Source organism: Candidatus Symbiobacter mobilis CR, from assembly GCF_000477435.1.
Taxonomy (GTDB): Bacteria; Pseudomonadota; Gammaproteobacteria; order Burkholderiales; family Burkholderiaceae_C; genus Rhodoferax; species Rhodoferax mobilis.
On sequence record NC_022576.1, the window covers coordinates 1118324 to 1138138 of the forward strand.

The 19815-nt window shown below is 58.6% G+C and carries 14 protein-coding genes and 4 tRNA genes; all 18 read right to left on the reverse strand.

Annotated features, from left to right (window positions below; all coding sequences use genetic code 11):
* Nucleotides 1-8: 8 nt before the first annotated feature.
* On the reverse strand, nt 9-4220 hold the full coding sequence (gene rpoC, locus CENROD_RS04635; RefSeq protein ID WP_022771952.1) for a DNA-directed RNA polymerase subunit beta': 4212 nt from the start codon (nt 4218-4220) through the stop codon (nt 9-11).
* An 82-nt stretch (nt 4221-4302) separates the two neighbouring features.
* On the reverse strand, nt 4303-8415 hold the full coding sequence (gene rpoB / locus CENROD_RS04640; protein ID WP_022771953.1) for a DNA-directed RNA polymerase subunit beta: 4113 nt from the start codon (nt 8413-8415) through the stop codon (nt 4303-4305).
* Between the two features lie 403 nt (nt 8416-8818).
* Nucleotides 8819-9193: a 50S ribosomal protein L7/L12 gene (gene rplL / locus CENROD_RS04650; protein ID WP_022771955.1), complete on the reverse strand. Its 375-nt coding sequence runs from the start codon at nt 9191-9193 to the stop codon at nt 8819-8821.
* 96 nt (nt 9194-9289) lie between these two features.
* A complete protein-coding gene (gene rplJ, locus CENROD_RS04655; protein ID WP_041194093.1) occupies nt 9290-9799 on the reverse strand; it encodes a 50S ribosomal protein L10 in 510 nt (169 codons plus the stop codon).
* A 274-nt stretch (nt 9800-10073) separates the two neighbouring features.
* Complete coding sequence (gene rplA / locus CENROD_RS04660; protein ID WP_022771957.1) at nt 10074-10769, reverse strand: 50S ribosomal protein L1; 696 nt, start codon at nt 10767-10769, stop codon at nt 10074-10076.
* A 1-nt stretch (nt 10770) separates the two neighbouring features.
* Nucleotides 10771-11202, reverse strand: a complete 432-nt coding sequence (gene rplK / locus CENROD_RS04665) for a 50S ribosomal protein L11 (RefSeq protein WP_022771958.1) — start codon at nt 11200-11202, stop codon at nt 10771-10773.
* Between the two features lie 162 nt (nt 11203-11364).
* Nucleotides 11365-11946, reverse strand: a complete 582-nt coding sequence (gene nusG, locus CENROD_RS04670; protein WP_022771959.1) for a transcription termination/antitermination protein NusG — start codon at nt 11944-11946, stop codon at nt 11365-11367.
* On the reverse strand, nt 11943-12308 hold the full coding sequence (gene secE / locus CENROD_RS04675) for a preprotein translocase subunit SecE (protein WP_420795900.1): 366 nt from the start codon (nt 12306-12308) through the stop codon (nt 11943-11945). Before secE ends, nusG begins: the two co-directional genes overlap by 4 nt.
* Before the next feature lie 256 nt (nt 12309-12564).
* Nucleotides 12565-12640: transfer RNA gene (locus tag CENROD_RS04680), tRNA-Trp, on the reverse strand.
* 107 nt (nt 12641-12747) lie between these two features.
* Nucleotides 12748-13938: an elongation factor Tu gene (gene tuf, locus CENROD_RS04685; RefSeq protein ID WP_022771327.1), complete on the reverse strand. Its 1191-nt coding sequence runs from the start codon at nt 13936-13938 to the stop codon at nt 12748-12750.
* 79 nt (nt 13939-14017) lie between these two features.
* Nucleotides 14018-14092 (reverse strand) — tRNA-Thr (locus tag CENROD_RS04690).
* Between the two features lie 28 nt (nt 14093-14120).
* Nucleotides 14121-14194: transfer RNA gene (locus CENROD_RS04695), tRNA-Gly, on the reverse strand.
* A gap of 123 nt (nt 14195-14317) precedes the next feature.
* Nucleotides 14318-14403: transfer RNA gene (locus CENROD_RS04700), tRNA-Tyr, on the reverse strand.
* A 102-nt stretch (nt 14404-14505) separates the two neighbouring features.
* Nucleotides 14506-15237, reverse strand: a complete 732-nt coding sequence (locus CENROD_RS04705; RefSeq protein WP_022771961.1) for a uracil-DNA glycosylase — start codon at nt 15235-15237, stop codon at nt 14506-14508.
* Complete coding sequence (trpC, locus tag CENROD_RS04710) at nt 15234-16022, reverse strand: indole-3-glycerol phosphate synthase TrpC (RefSeq protein WP_022771962.1); 789 nt, start codon at nt 16020-16022, stop codon at nt 15234-15236. The genes CENROD_RS04705 and trpC overlap by 4 nt, the downstream gene beginning before the upstream one ends.
* A 4-nt stretch (nt 16023-16026) precedes the next feature.
* Nucleotides 16027-17136 (reverse strand): anthranilate phosphoribosyltransferase, encoded by a 1110-nt coding sequence (gene trpD, locus CENROD_RS04715; RefSeq protein WP_022771963.1) that lies wholly within the window; start codon nt 17134-17136, stop codon nt 16027-16029.
* A gap of 8 nt (nt 17137-17144) precedes the next feature.
* Nucleotides 17145-18407 carry a transcription termination factor Rho gene (rho, locus tag CENROD_RS04720; protein WP_022771964.1) on the reverse strand — a complete coding sequence of 421 codons (1263 nt, stop codon included), beginning with the start codon at nt 18405-18407 and terminating at the stop codon, nt 17145-17147.
* Between the two features lie 849 nt (nt 18408-19256).
* Nucleotides 19257-19589, reverse strand: a complete 333-nt coding sequence (gene trxA, locus CENROD_RS04730; RefSeq protein ID WP_022771966.1) for a thioredoxin — start codon at nt 19587-19589, stop codon at nt 19257-19259.
* Nucleotides 19590-19815: the final 226 nt, after the last annotated feature.

Here is a 19815-nt window from a genome sequence, read left to right on the forward strand (position 1 = left end):
CCTGCCGTTCAGACAGGTTCGCCTGCGCCTGCTGCATCGGCGTCGGAATCGTCTTTTTCCTCGGCTTCCGCCAACGCAATGGCGTCGCGCTCTTCGGCTTCCATCTTTTCGCGCACCTTGCGTGCATCGGCATACGCCAACCCGGTTCCGGCGGGAATCAGCCGACCGACGATGACGTTTTCTTTGAGGCCACGCAGTTGGTCGCGCTTGCCCATGATGGCAGCTTCGGTCAGCACGCGGGTGGTCTCCTGGAAGGACGCCGCACTGATGAAGCTATCGGTCGACAGCGAGGCCTTGGTGATCCCCAGCAACACATTGTGGTATGTGGCCGGAATCTTGCTATCTGCAAGCAGGGCATCGTTTGTATCGAGAATTTCCGACCGCTCGACCTGTTCGCCGGCGATGTAGTCCGATTCACCAGGGTTGTCGACGACAACACGCCGCAGCATCTGCCGGACGATGACCTCAATGTGCTTGTCGTTGATCTTGACGCCCTGAAGCCGGTACACGTCTTGCACCTCGTCAACGATATAGCGCGCCAGTTCCTGTGCGCCCAACAGCCGCAGGATGTCCTGGGGGTCGGCCGGGCCGTCGACGATGAGTTCCCCCTTGTTGACGATCTGGCCATCGTGTACCAAGATGTTCTTTTCCTTCGGTACCAGGATGTCCCATACCTTCCCGTCGGGGTCGGTGATCTGCAAGCGCAGCTTGCCTTTGGTCTCCTTGCCAAAGGACACGGTACCCGTCATCTCGGCCAACACACCTTTGTCTTTGGGCGAACGCGCCTCGAACAGCTCCGCCACGCGGGGTAAGCCGCCGGTAATGTCACGGGTTTTCTGCCCTTCCACGGGGATGCGGGCAAGCACCGTTCCCGGGCCGACTTCCTGTCCGTCCCGCACGTGCAACAACGCCCCAACGGGGAAGCCGATCGACACGGCGTGGTCCGTACCGGGGATGCGCACCTCATTGCCCTCGGCATCGAGCAGCTTGACTTGCGGACGCAGCGCCCGCGCTACACCGACGCGCTTGGGGTCGATCACGACGAGGGTAGACACCCCGGTGACTTCATCGACCTGCTTGGCCAGCGTCTGGCCTTCGATCAGGTTTTCGAAGCGCACCTGCCCGGCATATTCCGTGATGATCGGCCTGGTAAGTGGATCCCACGTCGCAAGGACGGCTCCCGCCTTGACGCTTTCATCGGGCTTGATGCTCAACACCGCGCCGTAGGGCACCTTGTGCCGTTCACGCTCACGCCCGTGCCCATCATGAATCAGTATTTCGCCAGAGCGGGAGATGACGACGAGATCACCCTGGTTGTTCGTCACATAGCGCATCGTCGCGTTGAAGCCGACGGTACCGCCGGACTTGGATTCGATGCGCGAAGCCACCGCAGCGCGGGATGCCGCGCCACCGATGTGGAACGTACGCATGGTGAGCTGCGTTCCCGGTTCCCCGATCGACTGCGCGGCAATGACGCCGACAGCCTCGCCCAGATTGACCACGCCCCCGCGCCCCAGGTCACGCCCATAGCACTTGGCGCAGATACCAAATCTTGTTTCGCACGTCAACGCCGTGCGCACCTTGACTTCGTCAACACCGGCAGCCTCCAGTTCGTCGAGCCAGTCCTCGTCGAGCAAGGTACCGGCATCGACGAGGACCTCGTTCGTTTCGGGGTGGGGAATGTCATCGGCAGCCGTGCGGCCCAGAATTCGATCCCGCAAGGATTCGATGACCTCACCGCCTTCCATCACCGCGCGCATGATGTACCCGCCATGCGTGCCACAGTCTTCCTGCGTGACGACCAAGTCTTGCGTGACATCGACCAGACGGCGAGTCAGGTACCCGGAGTTGGCGGTTTTCAACGCTGTATCGGCCAACCCCTTGCGCGCACCGTGGGTGGAGATGAAGTACTCCAACACATTGAGGCCTTCGCGGAAATTGGCGCGGATCGGGGTTTCGATGATCGACCCGTCAGGCTTGGCCATCAGCCCCCGCATCCCGGCCACCTGCCGAATCTGCGCGGCAGAACCCCGTGCTCCGGAGTCGGCCATCATGTAGATCGAATTGAAGGATTCCTGGGGAACCACCTTTCCATGCCGGTCAGTGACCATCTCTTTGGAGAGCTGAGCCATCATCACGCGCGAGACCTCGTCGCCCACCTTGCCCCAGATATCGACAACCTTGTTGTAGCGTTCCCCCGCTGTCACGAGACCGGAAGTGAACTGCTGGGCAATTTCCTTGACCTCAATCTCCGCACGCTCAATGACGGCAGGCTTTTCCGGGGGGACGAGCATGTCGTCGATCGAAATCGAAATGCCCGCGCGGGTGGCCAACCGGAACCCATATTGCAGCAGCCGATCCGCAAAAACCACCGTTTCCTTGAGTCCGCACTTGCGAAACGAGGCGTTGATAAGCCGCGAGATTTCTTTCTTCTTCAGTGCCTTGTTGATCAACGCAAAAGGCAGCCCCTTGGGGAGAATTTCCGACAACAGCGCACGGCCTGCCGTGGTATCCCGCAACTGCGTGCTGGCTTCAAGCTCCCCGGTCGCCTTGTTGCGGGTGTATTCGGTCAGCCGCACATGGATGCGCGTACCGGCTTCGACCTGCCCGGCATCAAAGGCGCGCTGCACCTCGCCGACATCGGAAAAGATCATGCCCTCGCCACGGGCGTTGATGCGTTCGCGGGTCGTGTAGTACAGGCCCAGCACCACGTCTTGCGACGGGACGATCGACGGCTCGCCATTGGAAGGGAACAACACATTGTTGGAAGCAAGCATCAGCGTGCGCGCCTCCATCTGTGCCTCGACGGACAACGGCACGTGTACGGCCATCTGGTCGCCGTCGAAGTCGGCGTTGAACGCAGCGCAAACCAGCGGGTGCAACTGGATGGCCTTGCCTTCGATGAGGATGGGTTCGAAGGCTTGGATACCCAGCCGATGCAGTGTGGGAGCGCGATTGAGCAGGATCGGGTGTTCGGTGATGACTTCTTCGAGGATGTCCCACACCACGGGGGTGCCGGCTTCGACTTCTTTCTTGGCCAGCTTGATCGTTGCCGCGATGCCCATGGCTTCCAGCCTGGCAAAAATGAAGGGCTTGAACAACTCCAGCGCCATCAGTTTGGGCAAACCGCACTGGTGGAGCTTGAGCGTAGGGCCGACCGTAATTACAGACCGGCCTGAATAGTCCACACGCTTGCCCAGCAGGTTTTGGCGGAAGCGCCCTCCCTTGCCCTTGATCATGTCCGCCAACGACTTGAGCGCCCGCTTGTTGGCCCCGGTCATCGCCTTGCCACGGCGGCCGTTGTCGAGCAGGCTATCGACGGCTTCTTGCAGCATCCGCTTTTCGTTGCGGGCAATGATGTCCGGCGCCTTGAGTTCGAGCAGCCGACGCAGCCGACTGTTGCGATTGATCACACGCCGGTAAAGATCGTTGAGGTCGGAGGTTGCAAAACGCCCGCCATCGAGGGGAACGAGAGGGCGCAAATCGGGAGGCAGGACAGGCAAGACGTCAAGCACCATCCACTCTGGCTTGAGGCCGGACTTCTTGAAAGCCTCCAGCAGCTTGAGCCGCTTGGTGTTTTTCTTGACCTTGAGTTCGGACCCAGTCTGGTCATTGCGGAGTTTCTCGATGGCATCGTCGATATCCATGTTTTGCAACAGATCCTTGATGGCTTCCGCACCCATCTTGGCCTGGAACTCGTCACCATACTCCTGCGTATGCTTGGCATATTCATCCTCTGTCAGGATGGCGTAGGGCTTGAGGGGAGTCATTCCCCCCTCGGTAACGACATAGGCTTCAAAGTACAACACCCGCTCAATGTCACGCAAGGTCATGTCCAGCACCAACCCCAGCCGACTGGGCAAGGACTTGAGGAACCAGATGTGCGCGCACGGCGCGGCCAGGTCGATATGCCCCATGCGCTCGCGCCGCACCTTGGTCTGCGTGACTTCAACTCCGCACTTTTCGCAGATCACCCCACGGTGCTTGAGGCGCTTGTACTTGCCGCACAGGCACTCGTAGTCCTTGATCGGGCCAAAAATCTTGGCGCAAAACAGGCCGTCGCGCTCGGGCTTGAACGTGCGGTAGTTGATGGTTTCGGGCTTTTTGACTTCCCCGAATGACCACGAGCGAATGGTCTCGGGAGAGGCCATTCCGATGCGGATCGTCTCGAAATGTTCTTCCGGTGCGACCTGCTTGAAAAAGTCGAGCAATGATTTCATGGCGGCTACTCCAATCCTTGAGTGACGGGGGCAAACCGGGCCGATGGGTTCCCGGTTTGCAGCACGATGACGGCGAGGGCAATCAGGAACGGTCGAGTTCCATATCCAGGCCCAGGGAACGAATTTCCTTGACGAGGACGTTGAACGACTCGGGCATCCCGGCCTGGATCGAATGCTCGCCCTTGACGATGCTTTCGTAGACCTTGGTACGCCCCTGCACGTCGTCGGACTTCACGGTGAGCATTTCCTGCAAGGTGTAGGCGGCACCGTAGGCTTCCAACGCCCAGACTTCCATTTCCCCGAAACGTTGCCCGCCGAATTGGGCTTTGCCGCCCAGCGGTTGTTGCGTGACCAGGCTGTATGGCCCCGTGGAGCGGGCGTGCATCTTGTCGTCGACAAGGTGGTGCAACTTGAGGTAGTGCATGTACCCGATCGTGACGGGACGCTCGAAGCGATCCCCCGTGCGTCCGTCATACAGCCAAGCTTGCGTGCGTTGCTCCGTCAAGCCTTTGGCAACGGCCACATCTTTGGGGTACCCCAATTCCAGCATCGACCGAATCTGCGTCTCGCTCGCCCCATCGAACACTGGGCTGGCAAAGGGAACCCCTTCCGTGAGCCGTTCCGCCATCGCCAACAGCTCTTTGTCGGAAATCGCATCGAGATCAGCCTTGCTCCCCGTTTTGTTGTAGACCTTATCGAGGTACTTGCGTACCTCTGCTACGCCGGCTTGCGCTTGCAACAAGTCTCCAATACGCTGCCCAATGCCCTTGCTGGCCCACCCGAGGTGGACTTCCAACACTTGCCCGACGTTCATCCGCGATGGCACGCCCAGCGGGTTGAGCACGATGTCGCAAGGAGTGCCATCGGCCATGTACGGCATATCTTCGACCGGAACGATCTTGGATACCACGCCCTTGTTCCCATGGCGGCCTGCCATCTTGTCACCCGGCTGCAAGTGCCGTTTGACTGCAACGTAGACCTTGACCATCTTGAGCACCCCAGCAGGCAGCTCGTCGCCCTGCGTGAGCTTTTTGCGCTTTTCTTCAAAAGCCTGGTCGAAACGCAAGCGGGTCTGCTCCAGCGAGCGCTGGACACTTTCGAGTTGCGCAGCAAGGGTTTCGTCGGTCACGCGAATGTCGAACCAGTGGAACCGATCGACAGACGCCAGATACTCACTGGTGATCTTGCTGCCCCGCGGCAGTTTTTGCGGCCCTCCCGTGGCAGGCTGGCCCAACAGCATCCTTTCGATCCGGGCAAAGGCATCGTTCTGCACGATCCGCAATTGGTCGTTCAGATCCAGCCGGAACCGCCGCAGTTCGTCTTCGATGATCTGCTGGGCACGCTTGTCGCGCTGAATCCCTTCGCGAGTAAAGACCTGCACGTCGATCACTACGCCTTGGGATCCTTGATCCAGACGCAGCGAGGTGTCTTTGACATCGCTGGCCTTGTCGTTGAAGATCGCCCGCATCAGCTTTTCTTCGGGGGTCAGGCTGACTTCGCCCTTGGGCGTCACCTTGCCGACGAGAGTATCCCCGGGCCGCACTTCCGACCCCACGAAGATGATCCCCGATTCATCAAGGCGATTGAGCTGGTAGTCGCTGAGGTTAGGAATATCCCGCGTGATTTCTTCCGGGCCGAGCTTGGTGTCCCGAGCCATGACGACAAGTTCCTCGATATGGATCGAGGTGTAGCGGTCGTCGGCAACCACCCGCTCACTGATGAGAATCGAGTCCTCGAAGTTGTACCCGTTCCAGGTCATGAACGCGATGAGCATGTTCTGCCCCAGGGCAAGCTCTCCAAGGTCTGTCGAAGCCCCGTCTGCGATCACGTCACCCTTGGCCAAGACATCTCCCATGCGAACGATGGGGCGCTGGTGGATGTTCGTATTCTGGTTGGAACGCTGGTAGTGGATGAGGTTGTAGATATCGACACCGACTTCCCCTGCGGGAGCCTCGTCGTCATGGACACGAACCACGACGCGACGCGCATCGACGAAATCGACGATGCCCCCCCGGCGCGCAGTCACGACCGTGCCAGAGTCAATCGCTGCGACGCGCTCGATCCCCGTGCCTACGAAGGGTTTTTCCGCACGCAAAACGGGAACGGCCTGCCGGGACATGTTCGCGCCCATCAATGCGCGGTTCGCATCGTCATGCTCCAGGAACGGTACCAGCGAAGCCGCCACCGACACGATCTGCGCCGGCGACACGTCCATGTACTGCACTTTGTCCGCAGTGACCATCACGGACTCCCCGGCCTCCCGTGCGGAAACCAGATCGCCGGTGAGGCGCCCGTCGTCATCCAGCGCGGCATTGGCCTGCGCAATGATGAACTTGCCTTCGTCAATGGCGGAAAGGTAGTCGATCTCCGTCGTCACCTTGCCATCGACGACGCGACGGTATGGAGTTTCGATAAACCCATAGTCATTGAGCCGTGCATACAGCGCGAGCGAATTGATCAGGCCGATGTTCGGGCCTTCGGGCGTTTCGATGGGACACACCCGCCCATAGTGGGTGACGTGAACGTCCCGCACTTCAAACCCTGCCCGCTCCCGCGTCAGCCCCCCTGGCCCCAGCGCCGACACGCGCCGCTTGTGCGTGATCTCGGACAGCGGGTTGGTCTGATCCATGAACTGGGACAACTGCGATGCCCCGAAAAACTCCTTGAGCGCCGCAGAGATAGGTTTGCTGTTGATGAGGTCGTGCGGCATCATCGGTTCCTGCTCCGCCTGACCCAGCCTTTCCTTGACGGCTTTTTCGATGCGGGCAAGCCCTACCCGGAACTGGTTTTCTGCCAGCTCGCCCACGCAGCGCACGCGCCGGTTGCCCAGATGGTCAATGTCGTCGACGACACCCTTGCCGTTGCGTAGATCGACGAGCAATTTGACAACGTCCAGAATGTCATCGTTGGTCAACACCATTGGCCCTTTGTCGTCGGGGCGTCCCATACGGGCATTGAATTTCATCCGCCCCACGCGGGATAGGTCGTAGGTGTTGGTGTCGTAAAACAAGCGATCAAACAACGACAGCACCGCTTCTTCCGTCGGTGGCTCTCCAGGACGCATCATGCGATAGATCGCCGTGCGTGCATCAAGCGTGGTTGCGCTTTCGTCGATACGCAAGGTCTGCGAGATATACGGCCCTTGATCCAGCTCATTCGTGTAGATGCATTCCAGTTCCTGCACCTGTGCGCTGCGCAACTTCTTGAGCAGCGTTTCGGTCAGCTCCTCGTTGGCCAAGGCAATGACCTCGCCAGTCATGGGATCCACCACTTTCCGCGCCAGAACCCGCCCAAGCAATACCTCTTCCGGCACAACAAGGTGCGTAGTCTGGCTTTGCATCAGCTCGCGGATGTGCTTGGCATTGATCCGCTTGTCTTTTTGCACGATGACTGTGCCGTGCCGATCGACGATGTCGTGCCGCGCCAATTCCCCGCGCAGCCGATCCGCAACCACCTCGATTTCCGCTCCGCTGTCGAGCAGGCGAATGCGGTCATTGACAAAAAAGGTGGCGAGGATTCCTTCGTTGTCGAGCCCGATGGCCTTGAGCAGAATGGTCACCGGCATCTTGCGGCGCCGATCCACCCGGAAATACAGGATGTCCTTGGGGTCGAATTCGAAATCCAGCCACGAACCCCGGTACGGGATGATCCGTGCGGAAAAGAGCAGCTTGCCCGAGCTGTGGGTTTTGCCCTTGTCGTGCTCGAAAAACACGCCGGGAGAACGGTGGAGCTGCGAGACGATCACCCGCTCGGTGCCATTGATGACGAAAGAGCCTTTGTCGGTCATGAGCGGAACCTCGCCCATGTAGACCTCTTGCTCCTTGACTTCTTTGACGACCTTGTTGTGTTGGGTCGATGCTTCCCTGTCGTACACGAACAATTTGACCCGTGCCCGTACAGGCGAGGCAAAGGTCAATCCACGAGTCTGACACTCGCGCACGTCGAATGCTGGCTTGCCGAGGGTGTATTCCTCGAATTTCATCTCGACATAGCCGTTGTGCGAGATGATGGGGAAGGCATTGCAAAACGCTGCTTGCAGCCCCGTCTCCGCACGCGCCCTGGGGGGGATGTCCTGCTGCAAGAAAGCGGTGTATGCCTCCTTCTGCATCTGCAACAGGTACGGGATGGCCAACACGTCTTCCCTGCTGCCAAAATTTTTCCGGATGCGTTTGCGCTCTGTGAATGAATACGCCATGACTTCCCCTTGCTTAGTAACTTAGTAATCCAGCTATACCTGCCCATACCGTGGCAGAACGGTCGTACTGCGAGGCGACAAACCGGAATCGCCCCAAATCTGGCCTTCGCCGACGCAAAACCCGCGAATGCACACATCTGCCCGGTGATTGGCCACTACCAATCGTTGGCTGACGACTGCACCTTGCATGCAGTCCGACCCGAGGCTGTAGAAGGGGTGCTTGACCCCATTGCACGGAAAAATGCCCATGCAGGGCACTTTTCGGTGGAATCTCATTCCAGGCAGCAAACAACCCCGCATCGGCCCGACATGCGGCCGAAACCAGGTTGCCGCACACATCCGGGAGGGTGTACCTACCGGGTGGTGCTGGCTGGCTATCTGCTGGCTGGCAATCGCTACGCGATCACTTGAGTTCGGCCTTGGCGCCCGCTTCGACGAGCTTCTTGACCGCTGCTTCGCCGTCGGCCTTGGAAACGCCTTCCTTGACGTTCTTGGGCGCAGCTTCGACGAGGTCCTTGGCTTCCTTGAGCCCCAGCCCGGTAAGTTCACGAACCGCCTTGATGACAGACACCTTGTTGGCGCCGATTTCTTGCAATACGACGTTGAACTCGGTCTTTTCCTCGACGACGGCCGCTGGGGCCGCCCCAGCGGCTGCAGGCGCGGCCATCGCGGCTGCGCTGACGCCGAACTTCTCTTCGATGGCCTTGACCAGATCGTTGAGTTCCATGACCGTCATGCTGTCGAGAGCGGTCAAAAATGCTTGTTTATCGAATGACATAGTGATTTCTACCTACATAAAAAAGAAAAAGAGACTGCAATCCATGCCAGGCAAGACAGCAAGGGAAGCCAACCTGCCTGCAACGCGCAACGCTGGCTAGGCTGCCGGTGCTGCGGTAGCTTCCGCACGCGATTCCGCCACCGCAGACAGCACGCGAGCCAACCCGGAGATCGGCGATTGCATCAGCCCCAGCAACTGACCAAGCAACACTTCCCGCGAGGGAATATTGGCGAGCTGCTGCACCCCTTCCACATTGAGCAGCGTGCCTTGGTAAGCGCCACCTTGCACGATGAACTTGGGCTGCTGCTTCGCGAATTCCGTCACGACCTTGGCAGCAGCCACGGCATCGGACGAAAAACCGTACAACAACGGGCCTTTCATCAGGCTGGACAAAGGCTCGAACACACTCCCTTGCACCGCTTTGCGAGCCAAGGTGTTTTTGACGACGCTGAGCGCCACCCCAGCACTGCGCGCATTCGCACGCAATCGGGTCATATCTGCCACCGATACCCCCCGGTACTCGGCAAGCACGACCGTTTGGGAACCGGTAACCAGGCGAGATACCTCGCTGATTACGGATTCCTTTTCACTTTTGCTTAATCCCAAAATTTCCTCCTGTAACGTTGTTTCCCCCCACCACAATGCACTTTGTGGGAGCAGATACGACGACAAGGCGACCAGCCAACCAGAGATCGGCAGGAACACCATCTGCGCTGACTCGCACACTTCGTACGGATTAAGCACACAGCAACCACCAGACCAGATTGGCTTGCGTGATGCCGTGTGCGCCAGCGGTCTCGGATGGTTCGGCTACCTTAGACAGCCGACCCACCAATGCAGGCTCCCCCCCGGGGTTGACCCGTTTTCTTGCGCTTTGCGTTCAAACCTTGACGGTCTGGACGTCCACGCGAACCCCCACACCCATCGTGCTGGACACAGCCAGTTTGCGGAGGTACACCCCCTTGCTGGTTGCAGGTTTGGCCTTGACCAACGCATCCAGCAGCGCAGCCAGGTTCTCTTGTAGCTTGGTCGGCTCGAAAGAACGGCGCCCAATCGTTCCATGGACGATCCCGGCCTTGTCGACACGGAATTGCACTTGACCCGCCTTGGCATTACGCACTGCCGTCGCGACATCGGGGGTCACGGTGCCCACTTTCGGATTCGGCATCAGCCCCCGAGGCCCGAGGATTTGCCCCAGACTGCCGACTACGCGCATGGCATCCGGCGAAGCAATGACCACGTCGAAAGGCATATCTCCAGCCTTGACGCGGGCCGCCAGATCTTCCATCCCAACGACATCCGCCCCTGCCGCTTTGGCTTCTTCGGCCTTCCCGCCTTGGGCAAAAACGGCCACGCGCTTGGTCTTGCCCGTTCCATTCGGGAGAACGACAGCCCCACGAACGACCTGATCCGACTTCTTGGCGTCGACCCCGAGCTGGACCGCCACATCAATCGATTCGTCGAATTTGGCGGTGGCACATTGCTGCACCAGTTGCAACGCATCCGTCACTGCATAGAGCTTGGTGCTATCAACCTTGCCTGCGAGGGCTTTTTGTTTTTTTGTCAAGCGTGCCATCTCACAAGCCCTCCACCACCAAACCCATCGACCGTGCCGACCCGGCAATCGTGCGAACCGCTGCATCCATAGTGGCAGCAGTCATGTCGTTGAGCTTGGTCTTTGCGATGTCTTCGAGCTGCGCACGGGTCACGGTGCCGACCTTGTCCTTGTTGGCGCGCGCAGACCCCTTCTCAATCTTGGCTGCCTTCTTGAGCAGTACCGTCGAGGGGGGAGACTTGATAACGAAGGTAAATGACTTGTCCGCATACGCCGTGATCACCACGGGCAGCAGCAAACCTGGCTCCATCCCCTGCGTCTGCGCGTTGAAAGCCTTGCAGAATTCCATGATATTCAGGCCGCGCTGCCCCAGGGCTGGGCCGATGGGCGGCGAGGGATTGGCCTTTCCGGCAGGCACTTGCAGCTTGACGTAGCCAACGATTTTTTTTGCCATGCATAACTCCTATCGGGTTCTACCGCCGCAGCGACGACTGGGCCGCCACGGCTCCCCGTGACAAACGGCTCTTTTCACATCTTTTGCACCGAGCCGTACAGTGCAAACCCAGGGTTGAATTGGGATGTTGCGGGTTGTTTTTGGGATGTTTTCCAACTTCCCTTACATCTTCTCGACTTGCGAGAATTCGAGTTCTACGGGAGTAGATCGCCCAAATATGGTGACCGCCACACGCACCTTGCTCTTGTCGTAGTTGACTTCCTCGACCGTGCCGTGAAAGTCGGCAAAGGGGCCATCGGTCACACGCACGCTTTCCCCCACGATGAATTCGACTTTATGCCGAGGCCGATCGCTGCCTTCCTGCATTTGGCTCAGGATTTTTTGCACTTCCCCCTCGGAAATGGGAGTGGGCTTGCTCTTGCCACCACCGACAAAGCCGGTAACACGGTTCGTTTGTTTGACGAAATGCCAGGTTTCGTCGTCCATGACCATTTCGACGAAGACATACCCCGGGAAAAACTTCCGCTCCGTGATCTTGCGCTGTCCACGCTTGATCTCGACGACTTCTTCGACCGGCACCAGCACTTTTCTGAACTTGTGCTGGAGATTGGCACGAGCTATCGCCTCGGCAAGGCTACGCTCCACCGCTCTTTCCATACCCGCATAGGTATGCACAACATACCAATGGAACTGCCCGGTTTCTGCGGGTTCCGGTTCTGGCAAAGGCAAGGGAGTCGTCGTCATTTTTTCCAGCCCAGCAACACGTCGTACAGAATCCACTCCAGGGATTTGTCCGTCAACCACAAGAAAAGAGCCATGAGCACTACGAAAGCAAAAACATAACCCGTCGTCTGCAATGCTTCCTTGCGCGTGGGCCAAACCACTTTCTGTACCTCGCGCAGAGCATCTGCGGCGAAAGCGATCAACTGTCTACCTGCTTGCGTGAACCACAGGAATACCCCTGCTGCCAGCATGAGGGACATCAACAGTGCCGACCACGCGAGCAAAGGGCCTTGCTTGATCAGCGCAAAGTAACCGGCAAAACTACCCACAGTCAACCCAATAGCTACTGTGGAAGCGATACGGCTCGAACGCACCCCGATCACCGAATCTTGCGGCAGGGTGTCACTTTTGGCCGAACGAGGTGCAGCATCCTGCACGGGAACTTTGTGGGACACGATAGTGGGCAATCAACGAAAAAAGCACGATGCGGACAAGAACACTTGTCCGCTCTACAGCATACAAAAACGAAAACCAGAATGACGAAAGCCAGAACACCAACGAGACAGCATCTGACACACCAGCCTCATTGCGCTGTGGCAACCCCAGCCACCTTTGAGAATAATTGTGGAACGGCCTATGTGGCAGGGGCAGTAGGAATCGAACCTACAACCTTCGGTTTTGGAGACCGACGCTCTGCCAATTGAGCTATACCCCTACGGCCTGACCACATGCCATGTACCAGCCTCGCATCCTTTACATCGGAAGCAAGGCCGGTAACGCCTTTGGATACTGTGCAAAGAACGATCAATCAACAATGATCAATCAAGCAATAATCTTCGTTACCACCCCAGCACCCACGGTCTTGCCCCCTTCACGAATGGCAAACCGCAACCCCTCTTCCATCGCAATCGGCGCAATCAACTTCACCGTGATCGTCACGTTGTCCCCAGGCATCACCATCTCCTTGCCTTCCGGCAATTCAATCGCGCCCGTCACGTCCGTCGTCCGGAAGTAAAACTGCGGACGGTAGTTGCTGAAAAACGGCGTGTGCCGCCCGCCTTCGTCCTTCGACAGCACGTACACCTCTCCCACAAAATGCGTATGGGGCTTGATGCTCCCGGGCTTGCACAGCACCTGTCCGCGCTGCACATCTTCCCGCTTCGTCCCACGCAATAGCACGCCCACGTTGTCCCCAGCCTGCCCCTGGTCGAGCAGCTTGCGGAACATTTCCACCCCGGTGCATGTCGTCTTCTGCGTGTCGTGAATCCCCACGATCTCGATTTCTTCCCCCACCTTGATGATCCCGCGCTCCACGCGACCCGTCACCACCGTTCCACGTCCGGAAATCGAAAACACATCTTCCACCGGCATCAGGAACGTCCCATCTATCGCACGCTCCGGCGTCGGGATGTAGCTGTCGAGAGCCTCGGCCAGCTTCATGATCGACCCTTCACCCAGCTCGCTCTTGTCTCCTTCCATCGCCATCTTCGCCGAACCATGGATGATCGGCGTCTTGTCGCCAGGAAAGTCGTATTTGTCCAGCAGTTCCCGCAACTCCATCTCGACCAGTTCGAGCAACTCGGGATCGTCGACCATGTCGCACTTGTTCAGGTACACCACGATGTACGGCACACCCACCTGACGCGCCAACAAAATGTGCTCGCGTGTCTGCGGCATCGGGCCGTCTGCTGCGGAACACACCAGAATCGCTCCGTCCATCTGCGCAGCACCCGTGATCATGTTCTTCACGTAGTCCGCGTGCCCGGGGCAATCCACGTGCGCGTAGTGCCGTCCAGCCGTCTCGTATTCCACGTGCGCCGTGTTGATCGTGATCCCCCGCGCCTTTTCTTCTGGCGCAGCATCGATCTGGTCGTATGCCTTCGCCAAACCACCGTACTTCGCCGCCAGCACAGACGTGATCGCCGCCGTCAGCGTCGTCTTTCCGTGATCCACGTGTCCGATCGTTCCCACATTCACGTGGGGCTTGGTGCGTGCAAATTTTTCCTTGGCCATTGTGCGACTCCGAAAACAAAGAAACGATCCAATCCTTCCCCACGCAACGCCCCGCCAACAACCAGGCACAGACCGCGAATGGTGCCCATTCCGGGAATCGGACCCGGGACCTCTCCCTTACCAAGGGAGTGCTCTGCCACTGAGCCAAATGGGCCTGAATAAGCGCACGTCGTCTGTGAAACTGGAGCGGGAGACGGGAATCGAACCCGCGTCATTAGCTTGGAAGGCTAGGGTTCTGCCATTGAACTACTCCCGCCTGGAGGCCAATATCGAATCCAGCATGGAACCAAATACCGATCCCGATTTCGGACCCAATATCGAACTCGATTTCTAGCGGCATGCACGATGCCTACACACCGCACACTTCCAGAACGTTCCGTGGTGGAGAGGGATGGATTCGAACCATCGTACTCGCAAGAGGGCAGATTTACAGTCTGCTGCCATTAACCACTCGGCCACCTCTCCACTGCGAACCGAAGATTATGCCACTGCCCACACAGTGCTTTTGGCACGCGGCACGATAGACACACTCTCGACGCATGTAGTACTCCCCATCCTAGGGGAATGCTATGAAGATGGAGGAGGGACTGGCGTCACAGCATCCTGGTTGTGCTGCAAACGCCAATCCCGAGCCTGAGAAAAATGTCCGCATCCAAGAAAAGGAATAGGTGGACGATGGGCCGACAGCGGAGAGGGATGGTTCGCACAAAGCACCAGATGCCGCGAAGCATCGATCAGCGGGCGCTTCCCTTGGGCGTGGCTGCCCCACAACATGAACACGACTGCGCTGGCCTGCTGCGATACCTCGCGAATGACAGCATCCGTCAAAGCCTCCCACCCTTTGCCCGAGTGACTGGCCGGTGCGCCTTCCTCGACGGTCAGACAGGTGTTGAGCAGCAAGACCCCATGCCTGGCCCATCGCAACAAACTTCCCCCCGGATTCGGAAATGCAGGGACAGGCTCTCCCAGATCGCGCTGCAACTCCTGAAAGATGTTTCGCAAGGAAGGCGGAATCGGTACCCCCGGGGGGACGGAAAACGCCAATCCTTCCGCCTGCCCGCGCCCATGGTAAGGATCTTGCCCAAGAATGACGACACGCACCCTCGACAGGGGGGTCAGCTCCAGCGCACGCAGCGGTTGCGGTGGAAAGATCGTCGCGCCACGTTCCAGACGCTCCCGCAAAAAGGCCAGCAACCGCTGCCCTGTCGTCGAAGCAAAAAATCCATCAACCAGTTCCCGCCAGTCTGGCGCAACAGGCCAGTCCTGTGGCTGGACAGACAGGAGCTGGCTCGCGTTCATCCGAACAACTCCGCCAAAGCAAGGCCTGGATCGCTCGCCGTCATGCATGCACTGCCCACCAGAAAGGCGTGAATCCCTGCATCTTGCATCCGCACGACATCCTGATGCGTCCGCAGACCGCTTTCGCATACGACAGTGCGATCGGCAGGAACCTGCGTGCGCAAGGAAAGCACCGTCCCCAGCGAGATGTCCATCGTCTTGAGGTTGCGGTTGTTGATGCCGACGAGCGGCGTGCGCAAGCGCAGTGCCCGTTCCAGTTCCACTGCGTCGTGGGCCTCGACCAGAACGGCCATCCCCAGCGCATGAGCCAGGGTTTCGTATTCCAGCAAGGCACCGTCGTCCAGACAAGCGACGATCAGCAAGATCGCATCGGCGCCCATTGCCCGGGCTTCGTACACCTGGTACGCATCGACGATGAAATCCTTGCGCAGCACGGGCACGCCGCACACCGAGCGCGCCGATTCCAGATCCTGCGGCTTACCTTGAAAAAAAGGCTGGTCCGTCAGCACCGACAGGCACGCAGCACCATGGCTGGCGTAGCGCTGTGCGATCCACGCCGGATCGAAGTCCTCGCGCAGTACCCCCCGGGAAGGGCTGGCTTTCTTGATTTCCGCAATGAACGCCGCATTCCCGGCTCGCGCCCGGCTACACACCGCGTCGGCAAAACCCCGAAGCTGTCCCTTCGCTTCGGCCCGTTCGCGCACGATGTGCAAGGGCACTTGCGCAGCGCAACGCTCCACCTCTGCGTGCTTGGCGGTGAGGATTCGCGCAAGGATGTCCGACATCGCACTACTCCTGCTTCGGATCCTGCGTGGGATCCTGCTTCGGCGCCAGCGACTGCACATAAGAAACCAATTGACCCAGCTTGGCTTTGGCCGAGCCGGATGCAATCGCCTCACGGGCACGACGCACGCCGTCCGCCATCGTGGGAACGACATTGGCAGCGTACAACGCCAACCCGGCGTTGAGGACGACGACCTCCCGTGCAGGGCTGGCAACGTTGTCGAGCACCCCTTGCAGCATCACCCGAGACTGCTGCGGTGAATCCACCCGCAACGCACGGCTGCTGCACATGTGCATCCCAAAGTCTTCGGGATGGATTTGGTATTCAGTAACCACGCCGTTTTTGTATTCGCCGACGAGGGTGGCAGCGCCTAACGATGCCTCGTCCATGCCATCAAGCCCATGCACCACGACTGCGTGCGCTACCCCTAGCCGTTCCAGCACCCGCACCTGGATACCAACGAGATCCGGGTGAAACACCCCCATGAGGATGTTGGGCGCCCCGGCCGGATTGGTCAGTGGCCCCAGCAGATTGAAAAGAGACTTGACCCCCAGTTCCCGCCGCACCGCAGCGACATACTTCATCGCGGGGTGGTGGTTCGGCGCAAACATGAAGCCAATGCCCACGTGTTCGATACACGAGGCGATGGCCTCCGGGGGCAAATGAATATCGATCCCGAGTGCCTCCAGCACATCGGCGCTGCCACTTTTGCTGCTGACACCGCGGCCACCATGCTTGCTGACCTTGGCCCCCGCCGCCGCCGCGACGAACGCCGAACAGGTCGAAATGTTGAACGTGCCCGCACCGTCCCCGCCTGTACCCACGATGTCGACCAGCTCGGTGCTGTCGGCAACGTCGACCTTGGTCGCGCATTCGCGCATGACCTGCGCCGCAGCAGAGATCTCGCCGATGGTTTCCTTCTTGACGCGCAACGCAGCAATGAACGCCGCCAGCATCACCGGAGACCATTCGCCATGCATGATCTGGCGCATGATCCCCAGCATCTCGTCGTAAAAAATTTCCCGGTGTTCGATCACCCGCGCCAATGCTTCCTGCGGGGTAAGCCGAGCATCGTTCTGCATGGCTTCCGTGCTTATGGTGGTCGGAGTCGTCATGGTGCGCCTCAGCTTCCCCTACGCATCAAATCGAAAAAATCGCTATTGGTCTTGGTGGCACGCATTTGCTTGAGCACCATTTCCATCGCTTCGATCTCGTCCATGTTGTAAAGGAACTGGCGCAGGATGCGCGTTTTTTGCAGGATGTCTGCTGGCAGCAGCAATTCCTCGCGCCGGGTTCCGCTGCGATTGAGCTGGATCGACGGGAATACCCTTTTTTCGTACAAGCGCCGGTCAAGGTGGATTTCGGAATTGCCCGTTCCCTTGAATTCTTCGAAGATGACCTCGTCCATGCGGCTGCCGGTATCAATGAGCGCCGTGGCGATGATGGTCAACGACCCCCCTTCTTCCACGTTACGCGCCGCGCCCAAAAACCGCTTGGGACGTTGTAGTGCGTTGGCATCGACCCCGCCGGTGAGTACCTTGCCACTGGAGGGAACGACGTTGTTGTACGCACGGGCCAGGCGGGTAATCGAATCCAGCAAGATGACGACGTCTTTCTTGAGTTCGACAAGCCGCTTGGCCCGTTCGATCACCATCTCGGCCACGTGTACATGCCGCGCAGCGGGTTCGTCAAAGGTCGATGCAATCACCTCTCCTTTGACGGTGCGCTGCATTTCGGTCACTTCCTCAGGGCGCTCGTCCACAAGCAACACCATCATGTGGATATGCGGGTAGTTGGCTGCGATCGAATGGGCAACGTGCTGCATCATCACCGTCTTGCCACTTTTGGGCGGAGCCACCAACAAGGCGCGCTGCCCCTTTCCGATGGGGGCGATGATGTCGATGATGCGGCCCGTGATGTTTTCTTCCCCCTTGATGTCACGCTCCAGACGCATTTGCTCTTTGGGAAAGAGCGGGGTCAGGTTTTCAAACATCACCTTGTGTTTGTTTTCCTCGGGGCCGCCTCCGTTAACCTTGTCGAGCCGGTTCAGAGCAAAGTAGCGTTCCCCATCCTTGGGCGTGCGTACTTCCCCTTCGATCATGTCCCCCGTGTGCAGGTTGAATCGCCGAACCTGGCTGGGGCTGATGTAAATGTCATCCGTACTCGCGGTATAGCTCGTATCGGGGCTGCGCAGAAACCCAAACCCATCCGGCAGCACTTCGAGTACGCCGTCGGCAAGGATTTGCTCCCCCGCACGGGCACGTTTTTTGATGATGGCAAACATCAGCTCCTGTTTGCGCATCCGTCCTGTGTTCTCGATCTCCAGGTCTTCGGCCTGTTTGAGTACTTCGGACACGTGCAGTGCCTTGAGTTCATTAATGTGCATGGATGAACCCTCGTTGGGGTGGGGAATACTGGAGAGAACACCTTCCGGAGAATGCGCTGCAGAGGATGCAGCCAACCTGGGGGGTGTGAAGAAAAGCAGCTCGTGGTAACCCCAAAAGGGCCACACGATCCACCGCTTTGGGGAACCGTCGCACCCACCGAGTTAGTACCGCAAGGTGCCGGAGGGATGGGAACAGCAATCGAAGCCGGTAATAGACAACACCGGGGAAAACGTAACCGCAGGACGAAACTGGTTAAAAAACCCGGTAAAAAACCCGGGCAACAAACCAATACACCATGCGGTACACCAAGCCTGCATTGTCAATGTCGCCGACGAACTTGCAGAAAGCAAAATCTTCGGTGCGAAGAAAGCGGCGCGAAAAAAAACCGGGGGAAGGATGGGGAGCAAAGGTAGGGCAATGCAACCCCAGCCCGAACCACCCCTCACCATCCCAATTACCGCGAGGCATTATGACAGTAAGGCTGCAATGCCATGCCGACTTGCCGAATAGGGCGGGCTGCCGAATAGGGAGCGCTATAGGACACGCCAGTTCGTCTGCGCCTATTTTTCCAACCCACAGGCAATATGCCTACCATGCTGCCCAAACAGTCAAAGCAAACAGACAAAACAATATGCGTAGGACATGCGCAAAACGGTCCCAGCCAAGCATGCCAACGCAGACTAGGCCAAGCAACGGCAAGTGGATATCACGACGTTGGGGCGGTTTTGCGTACATCCCAAGGTGGTCACCGCGACTTCCGTTGCTCCCACCAATGCAGCAAACGCTGGGCATCAGGATGCCGCACCAAACCCATCAGCCCGTCCCAACAAGCTCATGGACTTTTCGGTTCAGGACAAATGGGGTTCGACGAAAGCAAGGAGCTGGGCTTTGCTCATGGCTCCCGTGCGGGAAGCAACGAGCTGGCCGCCACGAAACACCATCAGCGCAGGAATACCGCGAATCCCGTACTGGGCCGACACCTTCTGGTTCCCATCCACATCGACCTTGGCCACCACCAACCGATCTTGCAATTCCGCAGCGACCTCGTCGAGCACAGGCCCCAGCATTTGGCAAGGGCCACACCACGGCGCCCAAAAATCGACCAGTACCGGGCTGGTTGCTTTCAGCACATCCTCTTCAAAGCTGGCATCGGTAACATGTTTGACAAATTCATTCGACATCGTTGTATTCCTTGAGCAAATTGAAACAAAACCCAAATCCGGAACCCAGTATTCCGGTTCATGGCAAGGCACTGCGCTGACCCATGGCACGGGGGAAAGATTGTCGCAGACCCCATGACACCCCACTGCAATGCACAAAATCGGCAGCCACCCCGTGCGCACAGTACGATGCCCTTTCCCGTTGTCTTTTTCCGATACCCTTTCCCACATCGACTTTTTTGGAGAT

Excerpts from the sequence above, each read along its gene's own strand:
- rpoC (WP_022771952.1), bottom strand. The coding sequence starts at position 4,220 with ATGAAATCATTGCTCGACTTTTTCAAGCAGGTCGCACCGGAAGAACAT.
- rpoB (WP_022771953.1), bottom strand. The coding sequence starts at position 8,415 with ATGGCGTATTCATTCACAGAGCGCAAACGCATCCGGAAAAATTTTGGC.
- rplL (WP_022771955.1), bottom strand. The coding sequence starts at position 9,193 with ATGTCATTCGATAAACAAGCATTTTTGACCGCTCTCGACAGCATGACG.
- rplA (WP_022771957.1), bottom strand. The coding sequence starts at position 10,769 with ATGGCACGCTTGACAAAAAAACAAAAAGCCCTCGCAGGCAAGGTTGAT.
- rplK (WP_022771958.1), bottom strand. The coding sequence starts at position 11,202 with ATGGCAAAAAAAATCGTTGGCTACGTCAAGCTGCAAGTGCCTGCCGGA.
- nusG (WP_022771959.1), bottom strand. The coding sequence starts at position 11,946 with ATGACGACGACTCCCTTGCCTTTGCCAGAACCGGAACCCGCAGAAACC.
- tuf (WP_022771327.1), bottom strand. The coding sequence starts at position 13,938 with ATGGCCAAGGAAAAATTTGCACGCACCAAGCCCCACGTGAATGTGGGA.
- CENROD_RS04705 (WP_022771961.1), bottom strand. The coding sequence starts at position 15,237 with ATGAACGCGAGCCAGCTCCTGTCTGTCCAGCCACAGGACTGGCCTGTT.
- trpC (WP_022771962.1), bottom strand. The coding sequence starts at position 16,022 with ATGTCGGACATCCTTGCGCGAATCCTCACCGCCAAGCACGCAGAGGTG.
- trpD (WP_022771963.1), bottom strand. The coding sequence starts at position 17,136 with ATGACGACTCCGACCACCATAAGCACGGAAGCCATGCAGAACGATGCT.
- rho (WP_022771964.1), bottom strand. The coding sequence starts at position 18,407 with ATGCACATTAATGAACTCAAGGCACTGCACGTGTCCGAAGTACTCAAA.
- trxA (WP_022771966.1), bottom strand. The coding sequence starts at position 19,589 with ATGTCGAATGAATTTGTCAAACATGTTACCGATGCCAGCTTTGAAGAG.